This is a genomic window from Kitasatospora sp. NPDC043949 (genome assembly GCF_056435365.1).
In genome coordinates, this window is record NZ_JBWKEQ010000053.1 from 13,395 (window position 1) to 29,169 (window position 15,775).

General features: G+C 74.6%; 14 protein-coding genes. 4 read left to right on the forward strand and 10 right to left on the reverse strand.

Translation table 11 applies throughout. From position 1 onward, the window contains the following. Nucleotides 1–183 precede the first annotated feature (183 nt). Complete coding sequence (locus AC07AL_RS31725; RefSeq protein ID WP_363587192.1) at nt 184–426, forward strand: hypothetical protein; 243 nt, start codon at nt 184–186, stop codon at nt 424–426. A 42-nt stretch (nt 427–468) separates the two neighbouring features. Here AC07AL_RS31725 and AC07AL_RS31730 read toward each other — a convergent pair whose 3' ends face one another. Both AC07AL_RS31730 and AC07AL_RS31735 read right to left on the reverse strand, forming a co-directional pair. Continuing rightward, nucleotides 469–1,239 (reverse strand): RDD family protein, encoded by a 771-nt coding sequence (locus AC07AL_RS31730; protein ID WP_400986682.1) that lies wholly within the window; start codon nt 1,237–1,239, stop codon nt 469–471. 128 nt (nt 1,240–1,367) lie between these two features. Continuing rightward, entirely contained in the window at nt 1,368–3,023 is a 1,656-nt protein-coding gene (locus AC07AL_RS31735) for an RDD family protein (protein WP_478319081.1), read from the reverse strand. A 446-nt stretch (nt 3,024–3,469) separates the two neighbouring features. Here AC07AL_RS31735 and AC07AL_RS31740 point away from each other — a divergent pair, with 446 nt between their 5' ends. After that, the gene (locus AC07AL_RS31740; protein WP_063349195.1) at nt 3,470–3,886 is read left to right on the forward strand and encodes an SsgA family sporulation/cell division regulator; all 417 of its coding nucleotides are present in this window, start codon (nt 3,470–3,472) and stop codon (nt 3,884–3,886) included. A gap of 107 nt (nt 3,887–3,993) precedes the next feature. Here AC07AL_RS31740 and AC07AL_RS31745 read toward each other — a convergent pair whose 3' ends face one another. The 4 genes from AC07AL_RS31745 to AC07AL_RS31760 all read right to left on the reverse strand — a co-directional run bounded on the left by AC07AL_RS31745 (nt 3,994) and on the right by AC07AL_RS31760 (nt 9,688). Then, nucleotides 3,994–5,394 (reverse strand): glycosyltransferase 87 family protein, encoded by a 1,401-nt coding sequence (locus tag AC07AL_RS31745; protein ID WP_363587195.1) that lies wholly within the window; start codon nt 5,392–5,394, stop codon nt 3,994–3,996. Nucleotides 5,395–5,619: 225 nt separating this feature from the next. Continuing rightward, nucleotides 5,620–7,215: a glycoside hydrolase family 18 protein gene (locus AC07AL_RS31750; protein WP_478319082.1), complete on the reverse strand. Its 1,596-nt coding sequence runs from the start codon at nt 7,213–7,215 to the stop codon at nt 5,620–5,622. A gap of 335 nt (nt 7,216–7,550) precedes the next feature. Next, entirely contained in the window at nt 7,551–8,966 is a 1,416-nt protein-coding gene (locus tag AC07AL_RS31755; protein ID WP_363628196.1) for a sensor histidine kinase, read from the reverse strand. A gap of 17 nt (nt 8,967–8,983) precedes the next feature. After that, entirely contained in the window at nt 8,984–9,688 is a 705-nt protein-coding gene (locus tag AC07AL_RS31760; RefSeq protein ID WP_350881149.1) for a response regulator transcription factor, read from the reverse strand. Nucleotides 9,689–9,832: 144 nt separating this feature from the next. Between AC07AL_RS31760 and AC07AL_RS31765 the strand changes: the two genes are divergently transcribed. Then, nucleotides 9,833–10,393: a hypothetical protein gene (locus tag AC07AL_RS31765; protein WP_478319084.1), complete on the forward strand. Its 561-nt coding sequence runs from the start codon at nt 9,833–9,835 to the stop codon at nt 10,391–10,393. 7 nt (nt 10,394–10,400) lie between these two features. Here the strand turns inward: AC07AL_RS31765 and AC07AL_RS31770 are convergent, their stop codons facing one another. Beyond that, nucleotides 10,401–10,931 carry a VOC family protein gene (locus tag AC07AL_RS31770; RefSeq protein ID WP_363628103.1) on the reverse strand — a complete coding sequence of 177 codons (531 nt, stop codon included), beginning with the start codon at nt 10,929–10,931 and terminating at the stop codon, nt 10,401–10,403. Nucleotides 10,932–11,134: 203 nt separating this feature from the next. Between AC07AL_RS31770 and AC07AL_RS31775 the strand changes: the two genes are divergently transcribed. Then, nucleotides 11,135–11,695, forward strand: a complete 561-nt coding sequence (locus AC07AL_RS31775; protein WP_350881144.1) for an Lrp/AsnC family transcriptional regulator — start codon at nt 11,135–11,137, stop codon at nt 11,693–11,695. Nucleotides 11,696–11,727: 32 nt separating this feature from the next. Here AC07AL_RS31775 and AC07AL_RS31780 read toward each other — a convergent pair whose 3' ends face one another. The 3 genes from AC07AL_RS31780 to AC07AL_RS31790 form a co-directional block, all read right to left on the reverse strand. Continuing rightward, nucleotides 11,728–12,534: a S16 family serine protease gene (locus AC07AL_RS31780; RefSeq protein ID WP_363620104.1), complete on the reverse strand. Its 807-nt coding sequence runs from the start codon at nt 12,532–12,534 to the stop codon at nt 11,728–11,730. A 35-nt stretch (nt 12,535–12,569) separates the two neighbouring features. After that, nucleotides 12,570–13,220, reverse strand: coding sequence for an IclR family transcriptional regulator (locus AC07AL_RS31785; protein WP_350881140.1), 651 nt, complete (start codon nt 13,218–13,220; stop codon nt 12,570–12,572). 466 nt (nt 13,221–13,686) lie between these two features. Continuing rightward, on the reverse strand, nt 13,687–15,519 hold the full coding sequence (locus AC07AL_RS31790; RefSeq protein ID WP_363587210.1) for a DEAD/DEAH box helicase: 1,833 nt from the start codon (nt 15,517–15,519) through the stop codon (nt 13,687–13,689). Between the last annotated feature and the right edge of the window lie 256 nt (nt 15,520–15,775).

Below are 15,775 nucleotides of genomic sequence, written 5' to 3' on the forward strand. Positions count from 1 at the left end.
TGGGGCGGGCGCGGTCGGGTTCACCGTACCGAGGGGCGGACGACCCCGGGGTGAGCCTGTGCGCCCCCCGTGCTCCCGGTCCGGCGGGTTAGCCTGGACTTACCGAACTCCCTTGCCGGGCAGTACTTCTGGGACCGGCGCCATTCCCGCTCGTTCCCCCCGACGTGCGAAGGACCCCCCGCCATGCCTCGTCCGTCCGCCGCCCAGTACTGCCTCGGCTCGTTCACCGTCGTCGCCGCCACTGTGGCGCTGCTGGCCGTTTCGGGCGCCTCGGGCGTCCTGGAGGTCGCGGTGCTGGAGGGGTTCGCCCTGGCGCTCGGCACCGTGGTGACGGTGTTGTCGCTCGCCGTGTCCGGCCGGTCGGCGGCGAGGGCGGGAGCGGCCTCCCCGGCCCCGGCCGGACACGAGTACGCCCGGCAGCGCTAGCAACGCCAGTCCGCCGCCGGGCGTCGCAGCCCGCTCGGCCGGTCAGTCGGTGGTGACCACCACGGTCTTCGCGGCCTTGTCGTGGATGCACTGTCGGTAGGGCTTGTCGAAGACGCCGAACATCCCGTCGATGATCCACCAGAAGGCGGCGCAGCAGATCACGGCCGGGAGGATGTAGACGGCCGCGCGGGTCCAGGCGGCGCCCTGGGTGGGCTTGTTGCCGTCGATCAGCATGGCGACGCGGACGTGCATCGCCTTCTTGCCGAGGGTCTGGCCGTCCCGGCCGAGCATCAGGCCCTCGTAGAGGAGGTAGATGCCGCAGCCGAGCCAGAACGCGCCGACCTCGCCGGAGCGGTTGCCGAAGTCGGCGAAGGGGGCCACCACGATCACGGCGACGGCCTGGACGAGGAGGTAGTCGATCAGGCGGGCGAGGATGCGCCTGGGCCAGCTGCCGATCGGCGGCATGCCGGGGACGGGCCCGGCGCCGGGGGTTCCGTAGCCGGGGGTTCCGTAGCCGGGGGTTCCGTAGCCGGGCGGGGGCTGGTCGTAGGGGTTCTGGCCGTAGGGGCTGCCACCGGGCGGGCTCTGGCCGCCGGTCGGGCCGCCGTAGGTGCCGCCGTACGCGCCGGGGCCGTCGGACGGGGTGTCGGAGGTGCCGTCGGACGGGCCGTCGGCGGGCGGCGGGGCGGGCGGCGGGTTCGGGTCCGACGGCCGGTCTTCCGGCGTGCCGCCGCCCGGCTGCGGGGACTGCTTGTCGAAGGAGGGCTGGCCGCCCCCCTCCGGCTGGGAGCCTGAGGGGTCGTGAGTGCTCATCCGTCGAGTAGAACATCACACATTCTCGCCGTTTGGGACATTATGTCCGTTTTGCCGCCAGGGCCGGACGACGCCTCCGCTCCGGATGATGCCTCCGCGCCGGGAGCCGACCGCCACGCCGGGAGGCCTCAGTCGCGGACCACCCGGGTGCGGGCGGCCCGGTCCTGCCAGCCGCGCCGGGCCGGGCGGTCGAACACGGGCCAGACCAGGCCGACGAGCAGCAGCAGGCCGAGCTGCCTCACTGCCCACCGGAGCAGCGAGCGGCCGAGGCTCAACCTGGTCCGGGCGCCGGGGGCGGCGGCGTCCGCCACCCGGATCCGGGCCAGCCGTTTGCCGAAGGTCTGGCCGGTACGGGCGGTCGGCAGCACCTCGTAGAGCAGGCTGACGAAGAGCAGGATGCCGAGCAGGACCGCGACCTTCCCCAGCACCACGTCGTCCACCAGCCAGACCTGGACCTGGCGCCGGGTGAGGGAACTGGCCATCCTGGCCTGATCGAGCTTCTGCTGGAGGTGCTCGGACGCCGAGCGGCCGAGCGGGATTCCGGCGGCGACGGCGACCACGAGGAGTACGACGGTGTCCACGGCGCGCGCGGCCAGCCGACGTCCGAGTCCGGCGGGCGTCACGGAGGCGGGCACGGTGGGGGCAGGCGCGGCCGGGGCGGGTCGGCGCCGCGCGACGGCCTCCCGGGCCGGGCGCACGACCGGCAGCGACCCGGCGGGCGCGGCAGGCGCGGGGGGTCGGCCCTGAGCCCGGACCGGAACCGCTCCGGCGGCGGCCGGGGCCGGGGCCGGTACGGCGGGCTCGGGCTCGGACGCGGACTCGGACTCGACGGCACGCCCGGCCCCGCGCGCAGCCGCCGGAACGGACGCCGCGACGGGCGACGCAACGGGCGACGGCGCCTCCCGCACCGCCACCGCCGCCGGGACGGTCGCGGGCGCTCCGGAGGCGGCGGCCACCTCCACCCCGACCGAAGCGGCGGCCGGCCTTCCGGCCGAAGCCCCGGCCGGAACAGCAACCGAAGCGCGGACCTCCCTCACGCGCCCCTCCTCCCCGTCGGGCGCCCCCGAAAGCACCCCCCAGGAGACCCGGTGCGGCTCGCCACCCGTCTCCATCAGCCCCCGCTGCGCCTGCGGAACGGCCTGCCAGCCGAGCTCCTCCACCTCGCCCTGGCCTGCCGCACCCCCGACCGCCGAAACCTCGACCACCGGCTCGCCCAGGACCGCTTCGCCCAGGACCGCTTCGCCCAGGACCGCCTCGCCGAAGACCGGCACCTCGACTTCCGCCATCTCCGGCCCGGACGCCCCAGCCACCCCGGGCACCCCAGCCATCCCGGACACCTCAGGGTTCTCGGACGCCTCCGGCTCCCCGACCGTCCGGAACACCGGCCCGCCGATCACCTCCGCCACCCGCGACCCGAGGACGAACTTCGCCCCGCCCGCGGTCTGGTCGAAGTACACCGGCCCGGTGTCCCCGCCCCCACCCCCGCCGTGCGCGGTCCCGCCCCAGGACGGCTCCGGGGACGCCGCCTCCGGAACGGCCGCCTCCGGCACCGCCGGTGGCGGCACCGCCCGCGCCGTCCCCGCCGCGCCGGCGGCGGGCCGCCGGGACGCGAACCGGGGCGGATCCAGCACCTCGCCCTCGGCGGGTGCGAGCCGGCTGGTGCCCGGCACCCAGGCCGAGCCGCCCCAGTACCGGACGAAGCCGGGGATGGAGGGGTCGGGGTAGTAACCCGGCTCGGGTCCGACGGCCGAGTCGCCGGCGCCGGCGAAGGGGCGGTCCGTCATGGGGTCTTCTCTCCTGGCGGGTCCTGGCGGGGCCGACACGGCACGCCCGCCCGGCGCACCCGCGAGCCGTCCGGCGCGCGTGGGTGGGGGGCACCGCCGGTAGGCGGACAGTCGCCGGACAGTAACAAAGGGTAGTGCCTCGTCGAGGTGCCGACGGAAAGTTGGTCAATCACCGGACAGCGGAGGGCCCTCCGGGGTAAGGGCGGCCGAACCGTCCCGGCGCGCGGCGGGCGTCCGCGCGCCGCGGTCCCCACCGGTCACCACCCCGCGTCTCACCACCCGTCGCCTCACCACCCCGCGCCTCACCACCCGTCGCCTCACCACACCCCTCGTCGAACTTCCCGAAGAAATCCCGGAAACGTGTGTAAGAGCCGGCGTGGACCGCCCTCTCAAAGGTCACCGGGCCCGGAACCGGGCAGGAACCCAAGGCCGAGAGGAAAACGATCATGGAGCGCCCCACCAGCGTGGTCGAGCACGAACTGGAGCTGAACCTGGTGCTCTCCCCCGAGCACAGCGTCCCCGTCCCGGCCCGGCTGTCCTACGGCAGCCACGACCCGTACGCGGTGCACATCACCTTCCACCTGGACACCGGCTCCCCGGTGACCTGGGTGTTCGCCCGCGAGCTGCTGGTCGAGGGCACCTTCCGGCCGTGCGGCCAGGGCGACGTGCGGATCTGGCCGACCCGCTCGGGCCGGCGCAGCGTGCTCTGCCTGGCGCTGAGCTCCCCGGCCGGCGACGCCCTGCTGGAGGCACCGCTGCCGGTCGTCGCGGCCTGGCTGGAGCGGGCCCACCGGCTGGTCCCGCCGGGCAGCGAGATGGCCGCGCTGGACATGGACGGCTCGCTCGCGGACCTGCTTGCGTGAGCACGCGCACGACCACCAGCACGCGCACGACCGCGAACGCACCGGCCGGCCACAGCACGCACCCTGCCGGGACCGCGCGACGCGACGGGAGCCGCGCCCCCGCCGGCTCAGCGGGCCGCGGGGGCCTGCTGACGGCCGCGGGTGGCGTCCGGGCCACCGCCGTCGCGCTGTCCGGGCAGCCGGACCAGCGGTGCCCCGGCGGAGCGTCGCCTGGCCCTTATCCGGATGGCGGCGGCGAGCAGGAAGCAGAGCCCGACCCACGGGTAGACCGAGGTCGGCAGCTGGCGCAGCGGCGCCATGTGGAGGACGGCCGGCCCGAGCGGCTTGGCGGCCCACATCGCGAAGGAGAGGAACGCGAGCAGTGTCGCCCAGAAGGCGGCCCGCCAGCGCAACCGGCGGACGCCGACCGGACGGGCGTGCTCGACGGAGGCCTCGGTGGCGAGCAGGACGAGCACCGGCACGCACCAGACCCAGTGGTGGGTCCAGCTGATCGGCGAGATCAGCACGGCGGTGACGGCGGCGCAGCAGACGCCCCAGGCCTCGGCCCGGGGCAGCCAGCGGGCGCTGCGGTGGGCCCAGGCGGCGACGGCGAGGCCGGCCACCGCGACCAGGCCGGCCGCGAGGGTGGCGAGGGTGCCGGGGTCGGCGGTGTGCAGCAGCCGGGCGAGGGCGCCGCGCAGCGACTGGTTGTCGACGATCTCGGTCTTGCCGACCCGGGAGGAGTCGTAGAGGTACTTGGTCCAGAAGCCCCAGGTGGCGTCGGGCAGGACGACGGCGCCGATCAGGAAGGTGCCGAGGAAGGTGAGGCCGGCCACGAAGGCGGCCCGGACCCGGCCGGTGATCAGCAGGTAGACGGCGAACAGGCCAGGGGTGAGCTTGAGGCCGGCGGCGATGCCGATCGCCATGCCCTTGCTGCGGCGGGCGTCCGAACGGGTGAGGTCCCAGAGGATCAGGCAGGCGAGCGCGAGGTTGATCTGGCCGTACCGGAGCGTGGTGAAGACGGGTTCGAGCCAGACGCCGAGGCCGGTCACCAGGATGACGCCGATCGGCCGCAGTTCGCGGCGCGGCCAGCCGACCAGCTTGAAGGACAGGTGGGTCAACAGGGCGAGCAGCCCGAGGTTGCCGAGAGTGATCGCCACCCGGAGGAACGGGACCGGGAACCAGGTGGTGGGCACGAACAGCATGGCCGCGAACGGAGGGTAGGTCGCGGGCAGGTTCCACTCGGTGACGCGCAGTGCGTACAGGTCGGTGCCGTTGGCCACGGCGGCACCCTCGGCCCGGTAGACGATCATGTCGACCATCGAGGTGTTGACGAAGTGGCGGACCACCGCGTACACGACCAGGGAGAGGAGCGCCAGGGCCGAGGCGGCCAGCAACGGTCGACGGGGGGCCTCGCGCAGCGCGCGGACGGGGGCGCCGAGCACGGTCCGCAGCCGGTCCGACAGGGGGGCGGGCGCGGGGTCGGGTGCGGTCCGCACCGGGCTGCGCTCGTCTTGCACCGCTGTCACCAGTCCACTCCGTCCACCGCTCGACCAATCGCCGACGATACCGGATGCGGGCCGACCGGGCCTGGGCACAGGTAGTCACGCAGGGTGACGAATGGGCCCCGACCGGCCGTACTCCGTTGCGGGCGGAGCACGGACGGCCGAGGCCACCGGGGGGAGGCTCAGGGCCTCAGCGGCCTCAGCGGCCTCAGTGGCCCCAGGGGCTCAGGGCCTCAGCGGCCCCGTGCCTCAGCCCGTGTAGGCGCCGAGGGCCCGGGTGAAGTCCAGCGGCTGCTGGACGACGCTGCTGCAGCTGGCATCGGCGTAGGCCTTGGCCCCGCCGTCGCAGGCCTTGTCTCGGGTGCCGGACCACATGGCCAGCCACGCGAGGTGCCTGGACGCCGCGAAGTCGGCGAGCTGCTTGGCGTCGGCGACGGTGAAGACCTCGCTGGCGACGTCGTTGACGCCGATCATCGGGGTGACGGCGACCTTGCGCCAGGCGGCCGCGTCGTCCAGTCCGAGCACGCTCTTGACCTGGGCCTGGGTGGCGGTGGCCGCGGCGATCGCGTACTTGCCCATCTGGCCCTGCGGGTTCGGGGCGACGCCGTCGCCGAAGTCCATGGCCATGATGTTGACCGCACCGATCGCGACGCCGTTGTTCTTGGCGTCGGCGACCAGGTTGACGCCCTCCTGGGTCAGGCCGGAGGGCAGCGCGGGCAGTGTGAAGGAGACGTCGAGCGCCTTGCCCTTGGCGGCGGCGTTCTTCTGCAGCTGGGCGATGGCCTGGGCGCGGCGGGTGTTGGCGGCGGTGTTGGCGATCGCGCCGCCCTCGACGTCGAAGTCGAGCCTGGTCAGGCCGTAGGCGTCGACGGCCTTCTGGTAGACGGCGGCCAGGTCTGCGGTGGAGCCGCAGGCGAGGGCCAGCTCGCTGCCGTTGGCGCCGCCGAAGGAGACCCGGACGTCGCCGCCGATCGCCCGCAGGGCGCCGATCTGGGCGGCCACCGCGTCGGCGGACAGGTCGCTGACGCCGCCCCACTTGGGCTGGCAGCCGCCGCCGGACACCACGAAGGCGAGGGTGTAGTTCTTGACCCCGGTGGCCTTGGCGGTGGCGACCAGGTCGTACGGCGGGTAGAGCGAGGTGTCGACGTACGGGGCGAAGCCGGCCCCGGCGCCGGCCGGGGGTACGGGCACACCGGTCGCCGTGGGGGTGGCGGTCGGGGTGGGGGTCGGCGCCGGGGTGGTCGGCTTCGCCGAGGGGGTGGCACCCGCGGTCCCCGTGGGGGAGGGGGCCGCGGTGGCGGTGCCGGTCCCGGTCGGCTTGGGAGCGGTCGACACCGGACTGGTCGGCGCGGTGGTGGTGGGGCGGCCCGAGGGGGTGGGCGCGGTGCCGTCACCGGCCTTGCAGGAGGTGTTGTCGATCAGGCAGTTGCCGGGTTCGGCCTGCGCGGCGCCGGCGCCCTGGGCGACGAAGCCGACCACCACGCTCTTGCCCGGCTCCAGCCGCTTGCTCCACGCCTCCGGCTTGACGGTGACGTGCTGGCCGGCGGCGGTGAAGGTGGCGTTCCAGAGCGAGTCGATCTTCGCCCCGGCCGGGAGGTCGAAGCTGAGCGTCCAGTCCTCGATCGGGCCGCTGTCCGGGTTGGTGACCAGGTACTGGCCGGTGTAGCCGGAGTCCCAGCTGCTGGTCCGGCTGTAGACGGCGCCGAGCGAGGCGGCGCTGGCCGAGGAGGCGAGGACGACGACACCGCCCGCGACCAGGGCGGCGGCGACCGCCGAGGCCCCGACGATCGCGCCCTTGCGGCTGCGCCTGCGGCGGCCTGGGCGGCGGTTGGGCTGGGTGGTCATGGCGCGTTACCTCCGGGGTGCCGTCGGTCGGCCGCGGTCCGGGCGCGGGTGCGTGCGGACGTCCGGGCGGCCGGCCCGGCTCGGTCGGGTGACCGGCGCGACCGACGCTAGCGGCGGCCGGGGGGCCGAACCGGCGGGCTGAGCGAGGGGAAGAACTCCCTTAGGCCGCGCTTAAGGAAGATCCCGAAGCCGACAGGGCGTCAGGCGCGCACGAAGACCGGCCACCACGGTTCCCCGGGCCTCGGCCGAGGTCGAGGGAGCGATCGAGGAAGCGGTCGAGGAAGTGGCTGAGGGAGCGATCGAGGAAGCGGCCGAGGCAACAGCCGAGGAAGCGGTCACTTCTGGAACAGCGCGCCCCGGCCGCGCCGCCGCCCCGCCCGCGCGGGGGTGCCGTCCGGGCGGGTCCGCAGCCGCAGCCGGACCTCGGCGCCGCCGAGCACGGCGGAGCGGCCGAGCGCCAGGTCGCCGCCGGTGGACTCGGCGAGTTTGCGGACGATGTCGAGGCCGAGGCCGGTGGAGCCCTCGCCGCCGTGGCCCTCGCCGCGCTTGAGGGCGGCGGCCGGGTCGCTGAAGCCGGGGCCGGCGTCGCCGACCAGGACGATCACCGAGGTCTCGGTGGCGAGCACGTCCACCGAGAAGGCGGTGCCGACGGCGGTGTGCCGGAAGACGTTGCCGAGCAGCGCGTCGACGGTGGCGGCCAGGTCGGCGCGCTGGACCGGGACGGGCGTCGCCCGGTCGGCGCCGGCCAGTTGCCAGCAGCGGCCCTCGTCCTCGGCCAGCGCGGACCAGAAGCCGACCCGTTCGCGGACCACCTCGGCGACGTCGCAGCCGACCGCGACGGCGGGCACGTCCTCGGGGTCGCGGCGGGCCGAGCGGATGATCTGGTCGACCTCGCGCTCCAGTTGGGAGACCGCGTGCCGGGTGGCGTCGGCGGCGTCGCCCTCGCCGAGCGAGGCGGCGTTGAGCCGCAGCACGGTCAGCGGGGTGCGCAGCCGGTGGGACAGGTCGGCGGCCAGTTCCCGTTCGGCGGCGAGGAGTTGGACCACCCGGTCGGCCATGGTGTTGAACGCGTGGGCGGCCTCGCGCAGTTCCTCGGGGCTGCCGGCGGCCTGCTTGCCGTCCACCGGGACCCGTACGGCGAGGTTGCCGGCGCCGAGCGAGCGGGCGGCGCCGGCGAGCCGCCGGGCGGAGGCCACGATCCGGCCGCCCATCCGGTCGGCGACCAGGACCGAGATGGCGACCAGGCCGAGCGCGACGCCCGAGAGCACCAGCCAGGCGGTGGAGACGCCCCGGGTGAGGTCGCCGTCGGCGACGAACACCTCGACCACGGCGGTGCGTCCGGTGTCCACCGCGACCGGCTGGAGCAGCGCGTAGCCGCCGGGCACCTCGACGGTGAAGGAGCGGCCCTGGCCTCCGGCGGTGGACACGTCGCCGGCGGCGGCCCGGGCCTCGCCGATGGTGGGCCCGCCGGGGCCGCCGGGGCCGGGGAGCGCGTCCGGGGCGGCCGGGGCGGGCAGGTGGACCGCCATCCTGCCCTGCCCGCCGGCGTCGGTGCTGGCCAGGGCTCGGTCGATGGCGATCTGGTCGGTGGTGATGGCGAGGGCCGGGCCGAGCGCGGCGGCCTGCCGCTCGGCGGCGGTGAAGGCGTGGTCCCGGGCGGTCTGCTGGACCATCAGGCCGAGCGGGATGAGGAAGGCCAGCGCGACCATGGTGGTCCCGGCGACGGCGGCCTTGATCAGGGCCCAGCGCAGCGAGCGCCCGAACCTCCTCATGTCCGGTGCTCCGCCAGTCCCCCGGCGGCCTCCAGCCGGACCCCGACTCCCCGGACGGTGTGCAGGTAGCGGGGGCTGGAGGCGGTCTCACCGAGCTTGCGGCGCAGCCAGGACAGGTGGACGTCGATGGTCTGGTCGCCGCCGTAGGTCTGCTGCCAGACCTCGGCCAGGATCTCCTTGCGCGGCACCACCACGCCGGGGCGTCCGGCCAGGAAGGCCAGCAGGTCGAACTCACGGCGGGTCAGGTCGAGCAGCCGCCCGTCCAGCGAGGCCTCGCGGCGCTGGAGGTCGATGGCGAGGCCGCCGACCCGCAGCACCTGGGCGACGGGGGCGGCGCCGCCGCCGAGCCGGCGCAGCACGGCGGCCATCCGGGCGCTGAGGTGTTCCCCGGAGAAAGGTTTCACCAGATAGTCGTCGGCGCCGTCGTTGAGCAGCCGGACGATCTCGGCCTCGTCGTCGCGGGCGGTCGAGATGATCACCGGCACATTGGTCAGGCCCCGGATCATCTTGAGTGCCTCGCTGCCGTCCAGGTCCGGCAGTCCCAGGTCGAGGATCACCAGGTCACAGCCGACCTGGGCAACCTCCCGCAGCGCCTCAAGTGCCGTGCCCACGCTGCGGACCGCATGACCGGTGTCGGTCAGGTGCCGGATGAGGGCGGAGCGTACGAAAGGGTCGTCCTCGACCACGAGCACTGTTGCCATGGCCCTGCACGGTACGCCATCGACGGGCAGTGGTCTGTACCTCGGGGTGGCCTCCGGGCGGCCTCCGGACATTGTGCAACTCCCCTGACTAATAACGGGGCTGCCCGGCTGCGCAGGCCCGGAATACGGCAGGATGAGCGGACGATGCGGAACGGACTGGTACAGCTCGGCGCCTGGGCGGCGGCCACCGGGGCGGCGGTGGCGCTGTCCTGGCTCGGCGTGCACGCGGTGCTGACCGGTGCCGCGTTCGAGCAGCCCACGGCCCTGCCGCTGCCCTCGCCGAGGGCCGACGGCACGCCGCACACCGCGACCGTCACCCCCGACCAGGCGCGGTCGGCCACCCAGACCGGGACCCCGACCCCACCACCGGCCTCCCCGACCGCCGCCACGACGACGCGCGGGCCGGCCCCCGCCACCACCCTCGCCGCCGCCTCCCCGCCAGCCACCCGCCGCCCCGCTCCCGCCGCCACCACCACGGCGGTGTCCTCCGTGAAGAGCTACCCGGTGCCGGGCGGCAAGGTCGCCCTGGACATCCGCCCCGACAAGGCCTCGCTGGTCTCCGCCACTCCCGACCCGGGCTGGCAGATGCAGGTGTGGAACGGCGACCAGTGGATGCGGGTGGACTTCACCAAGGGCGAGCAGGCCAACTCGGTCTTCGTCTACTGGAACGGCCACCCGCCGGTGGTCGAGACGGCCATCCGCTGAGCCCCCCTCACCAGGTCTCGAACGGCAGGTACCCCGGCAGGTACGGCCCGGCGTAGCCGGACCGGTCGACCAGGGTGTGCCTGGTCCCGCCCGGCACCCCGATCGTCGCGAGCACCGCCGTGCCGAAGCGGTCCCGCGCCTCGTACGGCTCGGCCAGCGACAGGGCGCCCCGGTCCACCGCGTAGTCGTAGGCGTAGAAGACGTCCGGCACGCTCACCGCGAGGTCCAGCACCCCGTCCCCGTGCCGGGCCAGGTGCGCGGCCAGCTCCCGGCCGCGCGGGCCGATCACCTGGACCAGCGAGGTGAGCACGATCCTGGTCCCGGGCGCGTCCAGCACGTACGAGACCGTCTCCGGCTCCCCGGTCTCCGGCCCGGCGTACGCGGTACAGCGCAGTCCGAGCGCGGCGGTGTAGCGGCGGGCGGCCCGCTCGGCGTCGCCGACCGCGAAGACCACCGCGTCGGCGCGGCCCATCGGGAGGGGGTCGGACTGTCCGGCTCCTGCGGCGAGCAGGACGGGTTCGGCGGCGGTGTCGGTCATGACGGCCCTCCCGGTAGGCGTGCGGACCACGGCGGGTGCGACCGTGCGCCGGTGTGGGGCCCGGCGCACGGCGTTGTGGCTGGAGGGTGGCGCCGAGCCGACCGGCGCGCAACTGTTCCGTTTCCTCCTGGTCAAGCTGTGCGTCGGGGCGGGAGAATCGGCGGCGCCGCTGTACAGAATGCCCACCGGAGGACGGAGCCGCGATGCCCCCCGCCCAGTCCCCGAGCTCCCCCGGCTCGCCCAACTCCCCCGCCCCGCCGGGCGCTTCGGCCGCCCCCGGGACGGGCGGCGGGAACGACTCGATCGACGCGCTGGACGGCCGGCTGATCCGGCTGCTCGCCGAGGAGCCCCGGATCGGGGTGCTGGAGTGCTCGCGCCGGCTCCAGGTCGCCCGGGGCACCGTGCAGGCCCGGCTGGACCGGTTGCAGGCCAAGGGGGTGATCGGCGGCTTCGGCCCGGAGGTCGACCCGGCGGCGCTCGGCTACCCGGTGACGGCCTTCGCCACCCTGGAGATCTCCCAGGGCCAGGGCGCCGACGTCCGGACGCACCTGGCGAACGTGCCGGAGGTGCTGGAACTGCACACCATCACCGGGGCCGGGGACATGATGGTGCGGATCGTGGCCCGCTCCAACGCCGATCTGCAACGGGTGATCGACCGGGTGGTGGGCTTCGACGGGATCGTCCGCTCGGCGACCGCGATCGCGCTGGAGAACCCGGTGCCGTACCGCATCCTGCCGCTGGTGGACCAGGCCGCCGCCGAGTAGGGCCCGCGCGACGGCAGAGGCCTCCGCCCCCGTCAGCAGCTGGGGACGCCGCCGCCGCTCTTCAGCGCCTCCAGCGCCGAGACCGCCTCGCCGAGCGTGCCGACCGGTACCAGGCGCAGCGTCTTGGGCGTGTTGACCTTGGCGTCCGTGCACTCGTCCTTGGGCAGCAGGAACACCGTCGCGCCGTCCCGGGCGGCCGCCTGGGTCTTGAGCGGGACGCCGCCGACCGCGCCGACGACGCCCTGGTCGTCGATGGTGCCGGTGCCCGCGATCGTGAGCCCGCCGGTGAGGTCGCCGCCCTTGCCGTCGCCGGCGAGCTTGTCGATGATGCCCAGCGCCAGCATCTGCCCGGCGCTCGGGCCGCCGACGTCACCCAGGTCGACCTTCACCTTGACCTGGTCCGGCGAGAGGTGGAGGTAGCCGAGCGCGGCGGCGGTGGCGCTGTTCTGCGACTCGGCCATCTGCTGGGCGGTCTGCTCCTCGGCCTTGGCCGGGTTGCCCGGCGGGTAGACCGTGTCGGTCGGGCGCACCGCCTCGTCCTGGTCGAACCAGGCCTGGAGCGCGCGCCAGAAGGTGGTCTTCTCCCCCGGGTTGGTGGCCGAGATGGTGACCATCCGCAGCTCGCCCTCGGTGGTGCGCAGCGGCGCCCCGGTCACGGTGAGGACCGGCTTGTCCTTGTACGTGCCGAGGGTGTCCGCGGTCAGGCCCGGCCAGGTCAGCGTGTACGGCAGCGGGACGAAGGCGGCCACGCCGAACAGCGCGGCGACCAGCACCCCGCAGAGCGTGAGCGCGCGGGTCCGCGGGGAGGTGAGGGCCTTGGGCAGCTTGGTGTCGGACACAAGGGGAATCCAAACACACCGGGGCCCGTGCCGGCCTACCGCAGCGCGTCGGCCACCTCGGTCGCCGCCTCCACCACCCGGGGGCCGACCCGCTCGGGGACCAGCCCGTTCAGCATCACCACGCCGACGCTGCCCTCGATGCCGCTCAGTCCGATCAGCGCGGCGGCCGCGCCGCAGGCCCCGGACTGCTCCTCCGCACGGGTGATGACGAAACCCTGCTCCGGCCGGCGCTGGCTGGGGAAGGTGCGCGCCTCCAGGATGGCCCGGCCGGCCGCGCTCTCGCCGAGCGGGTGGCGCAGCCCGGTGCGGTAGGCGACGTGGAAGTCGGTCCAGCTCGGCTCGACCACGGCGACGGCCAGCGCCTCGTTGCCGTCCACCAGGGTGAGGTGGGCGGTGGCGCCGAGGTCCTCGGCCAGGCTGCGCAGGGCCGGCAGCGCGGCCTCGCGCAGCAGCGGGTGCACCCGGTGGGCCAGGCGCAGGACGCCCAGGCCGACCCGGGCGCGGCCGCCGATGTCCCGGCGGACCAGGCCGTGCTGTTCCAGGGTGGCCAGCAGCCGGTAGACGACGGTGCGGTTGACGGCCAGTCGGGCGGCCAGCTCGGTGACGGTGAGCCCGCGCTCGGAGTCGGCGAGGAGTTTGAGGACCCGGACTCCACGGTCCAGGGTCTGGGAGGTCTCGGCAGTCACGACGGGCATCCTTTCCGCGGCGCTCGCGGGGCAGGCGGCGCCGGACCGGGTTCGGTGTCGCGCGCAGGTGGGGTGGCCGCGCTCGGACCGCTCGCGGTGTCGTCCTTGACGTGCGTGCGGTCCTGCGGCGCCCGTCCTGTGGGGGTTGCCCGGTGGAAGAGCGTGGGGGAAAGGTAGTGAAGGAAATGTCGCGACGGAAGTGGTTGTCCAAAATTCGGGCGTGATCGACTTCAACAGCGCGACGGAACCGGGACAAATGCCCGCATTTCTCCGGGCCCGCCGGCGCGCGGGTCCGGCCGCGCTCCGGAGTCCGGACACGCGGGAACGGAGCGGCCGGCCCGCGGCCGCGCGCCGTGCCGTTCCCGCGCCTGATTCCGCGGCTGACTCCAAGCCCGTTTCCGAGCCCGTTCCCGAACCCGCCTGCCCGGCCCGCCTGCCCGCCTGCCCGCCTGCCCGCCTGCCGCGGCTACTTCGCCCACTCGCGGATCTTGGCGATCCGCGCCTTCAGCTGGTTGGCCGTGGCCTGCGCGGTCAGCGGGCCGCCGCACTGGCGGCGCAGCTCGTTGTGGACGGTGCCGTGCGGCTGGTCGGTGCGGTGGTGCCAGGCGGCCACCAGCGCGTTCAGCTCCTTGCGCAGCTCCCGGAGTTCCTGGTGGGTGACGACCGGCCGCTGCTCGGCCGGCAGCTCCAGCAGGTCGGCCTCCTCGGCGGGCTTGCCCTTGCTGCGCTGGATCTGCCGGTGCTGGCGCTTCTGCAACAGCATCTGCACCTGGTCCGGCTCCAGCAGGCCCGGGATGCCGAGGTAGTCGTCCTCCTCCTCGCTCCCCGGGTGGGCCTGCATGCCGAACTCCATGGAGTTGTACAGCACCCGGTCGAAGACCGCGTCGGAGCCGATCGCCTCGTAGGAGAACTCGTCGCCGCCCGCGCCGTCCGGCCCGTCGTTGGCCCGCTCGGCCTCGGCGAGCAGCCGGTCCTCCTCGTCGAAGAGGCCCTCGCCCTCCTTCTTCGGCCGGTCCAGCACGTGGTCGCGCTGGACCTCCATCTCGTTGGCGAAGCCGAGCAGCGTCGGGATGGTGGGCAGGAACACCGAGGCGGTCTCGCCGCGCTTGCGGGCTCGCACGAAGCGGCCGACGGCCTGGGCGAAGAACAGCGGGGTGGAGATCGAGGTGGCGTACACCCCGACGCACAGCCGGGGCACGTCGACGCCTTCGGACACCATCCGGACCGCGACCATCCAGCGCGAGTCCCCGGCCGCGTAGTCGGAGATCCGCTGGGAGGCCTCGGTCTCGTCGGAGAGCACCACGGTGGCCTTCTCGCCGGAGATCTCGCGCAGGATCTTGGCGTAGGCGCGCGCGGTGTTCTGGTCGGTGGCGATGACCAGCCCGCCGGCGTCCGGGATCGCCTTGCGGACCTCGGACAGCCGCCGGTCGGCGGCCTGCAGCACGGACGGGATCCACTCGCCCTGCGGGGCCAGCGCGGTGCGCCAGGCCTGGGCGATCAGGTCCTTGGTCATCGGCTCGCCGAGCCGGGCCTCCAGCTCGTCACCGGACTTGGTGCGCCAGCGCATGTTGCCGCTGTAGCTGAGGAAGATCACCGGGCGGACGACGTGGTCGGCGAGCGCGTGCCCGTAGCCGTAGGTGTAGTCGGCGACGGACTTGCGGATGCCGTCGCCGCCGGCCTCGTACTGGACGAACGGGATCGGGTTGGTGTCGGAGCGGAACGGCGTCCCGGTCAGCGCCAGCCGGCGGGTGGCCGGCTCGAAGGCCTCGAAGCAGGCCTCGCCCCAGGACTTGGAGTCGCCGGCGTGGTGGATCTCGTCCATGATCACGAGGGTCTTGCGCGCCTCGGTCCGGTTGCGGTGCAGCATCGGGTTGACCCCGACGCCCGCGTAGGTGACCACGATGCCGTGGTAGTCCCGGGAGAGCGGGCCGGAGGAGTAGGCCGGGTCGAGCCGGATGCCTATCCGCGCGGCGGCCTCGGCCCACTGCTTCTTCAGGTGCTCGGTCGGCGCGATGACGGTCACCTGCTGCACCAGGTGGTTGTGCAGCAGGTACGAGGCCAGGGTGAGCGCGAAGGTGGTCTTACCGGCGCCCGGGGTGGCGACCGCGAGGAAGTCGCGCGGCTGCGTCTCGATGTACCTGTCCAGCGCGCCCTGCTGCCAGGCCCGCAGCTTGCCCGCGGTGCCCCAGGGGGCGCGGCCGGGGAAGGCCGGCGAGAGGTGGTGCGAGGCGGCGGACGCGGCGGGTCCGGCGCCCCGGGCGGGCGCCTGCGGCTCCGGCACGTCGGAGAACAGCGGCATCGAGGAGGCGGCGGCAGTACTCACGGTCTCCGAGGGGGGATCATCGCAGGTCAGGGGCGGTTTCTCAGCCCCGCCCCGCGGAAGGGCGGCGATCGGACAACCCGCCCAGCGTACCGGCCCGGCGCCGTCGGGGCGGCCAGGCGAGGCTCCGCGCCGGGCCCGGGCGGCCGGAAATCGACGTGACCCGGATCACATCCGATCGATTCCGAAACCGAGTAATCACGGCCGGTCCCGGGACTCTCACCAGGGTGAGGCC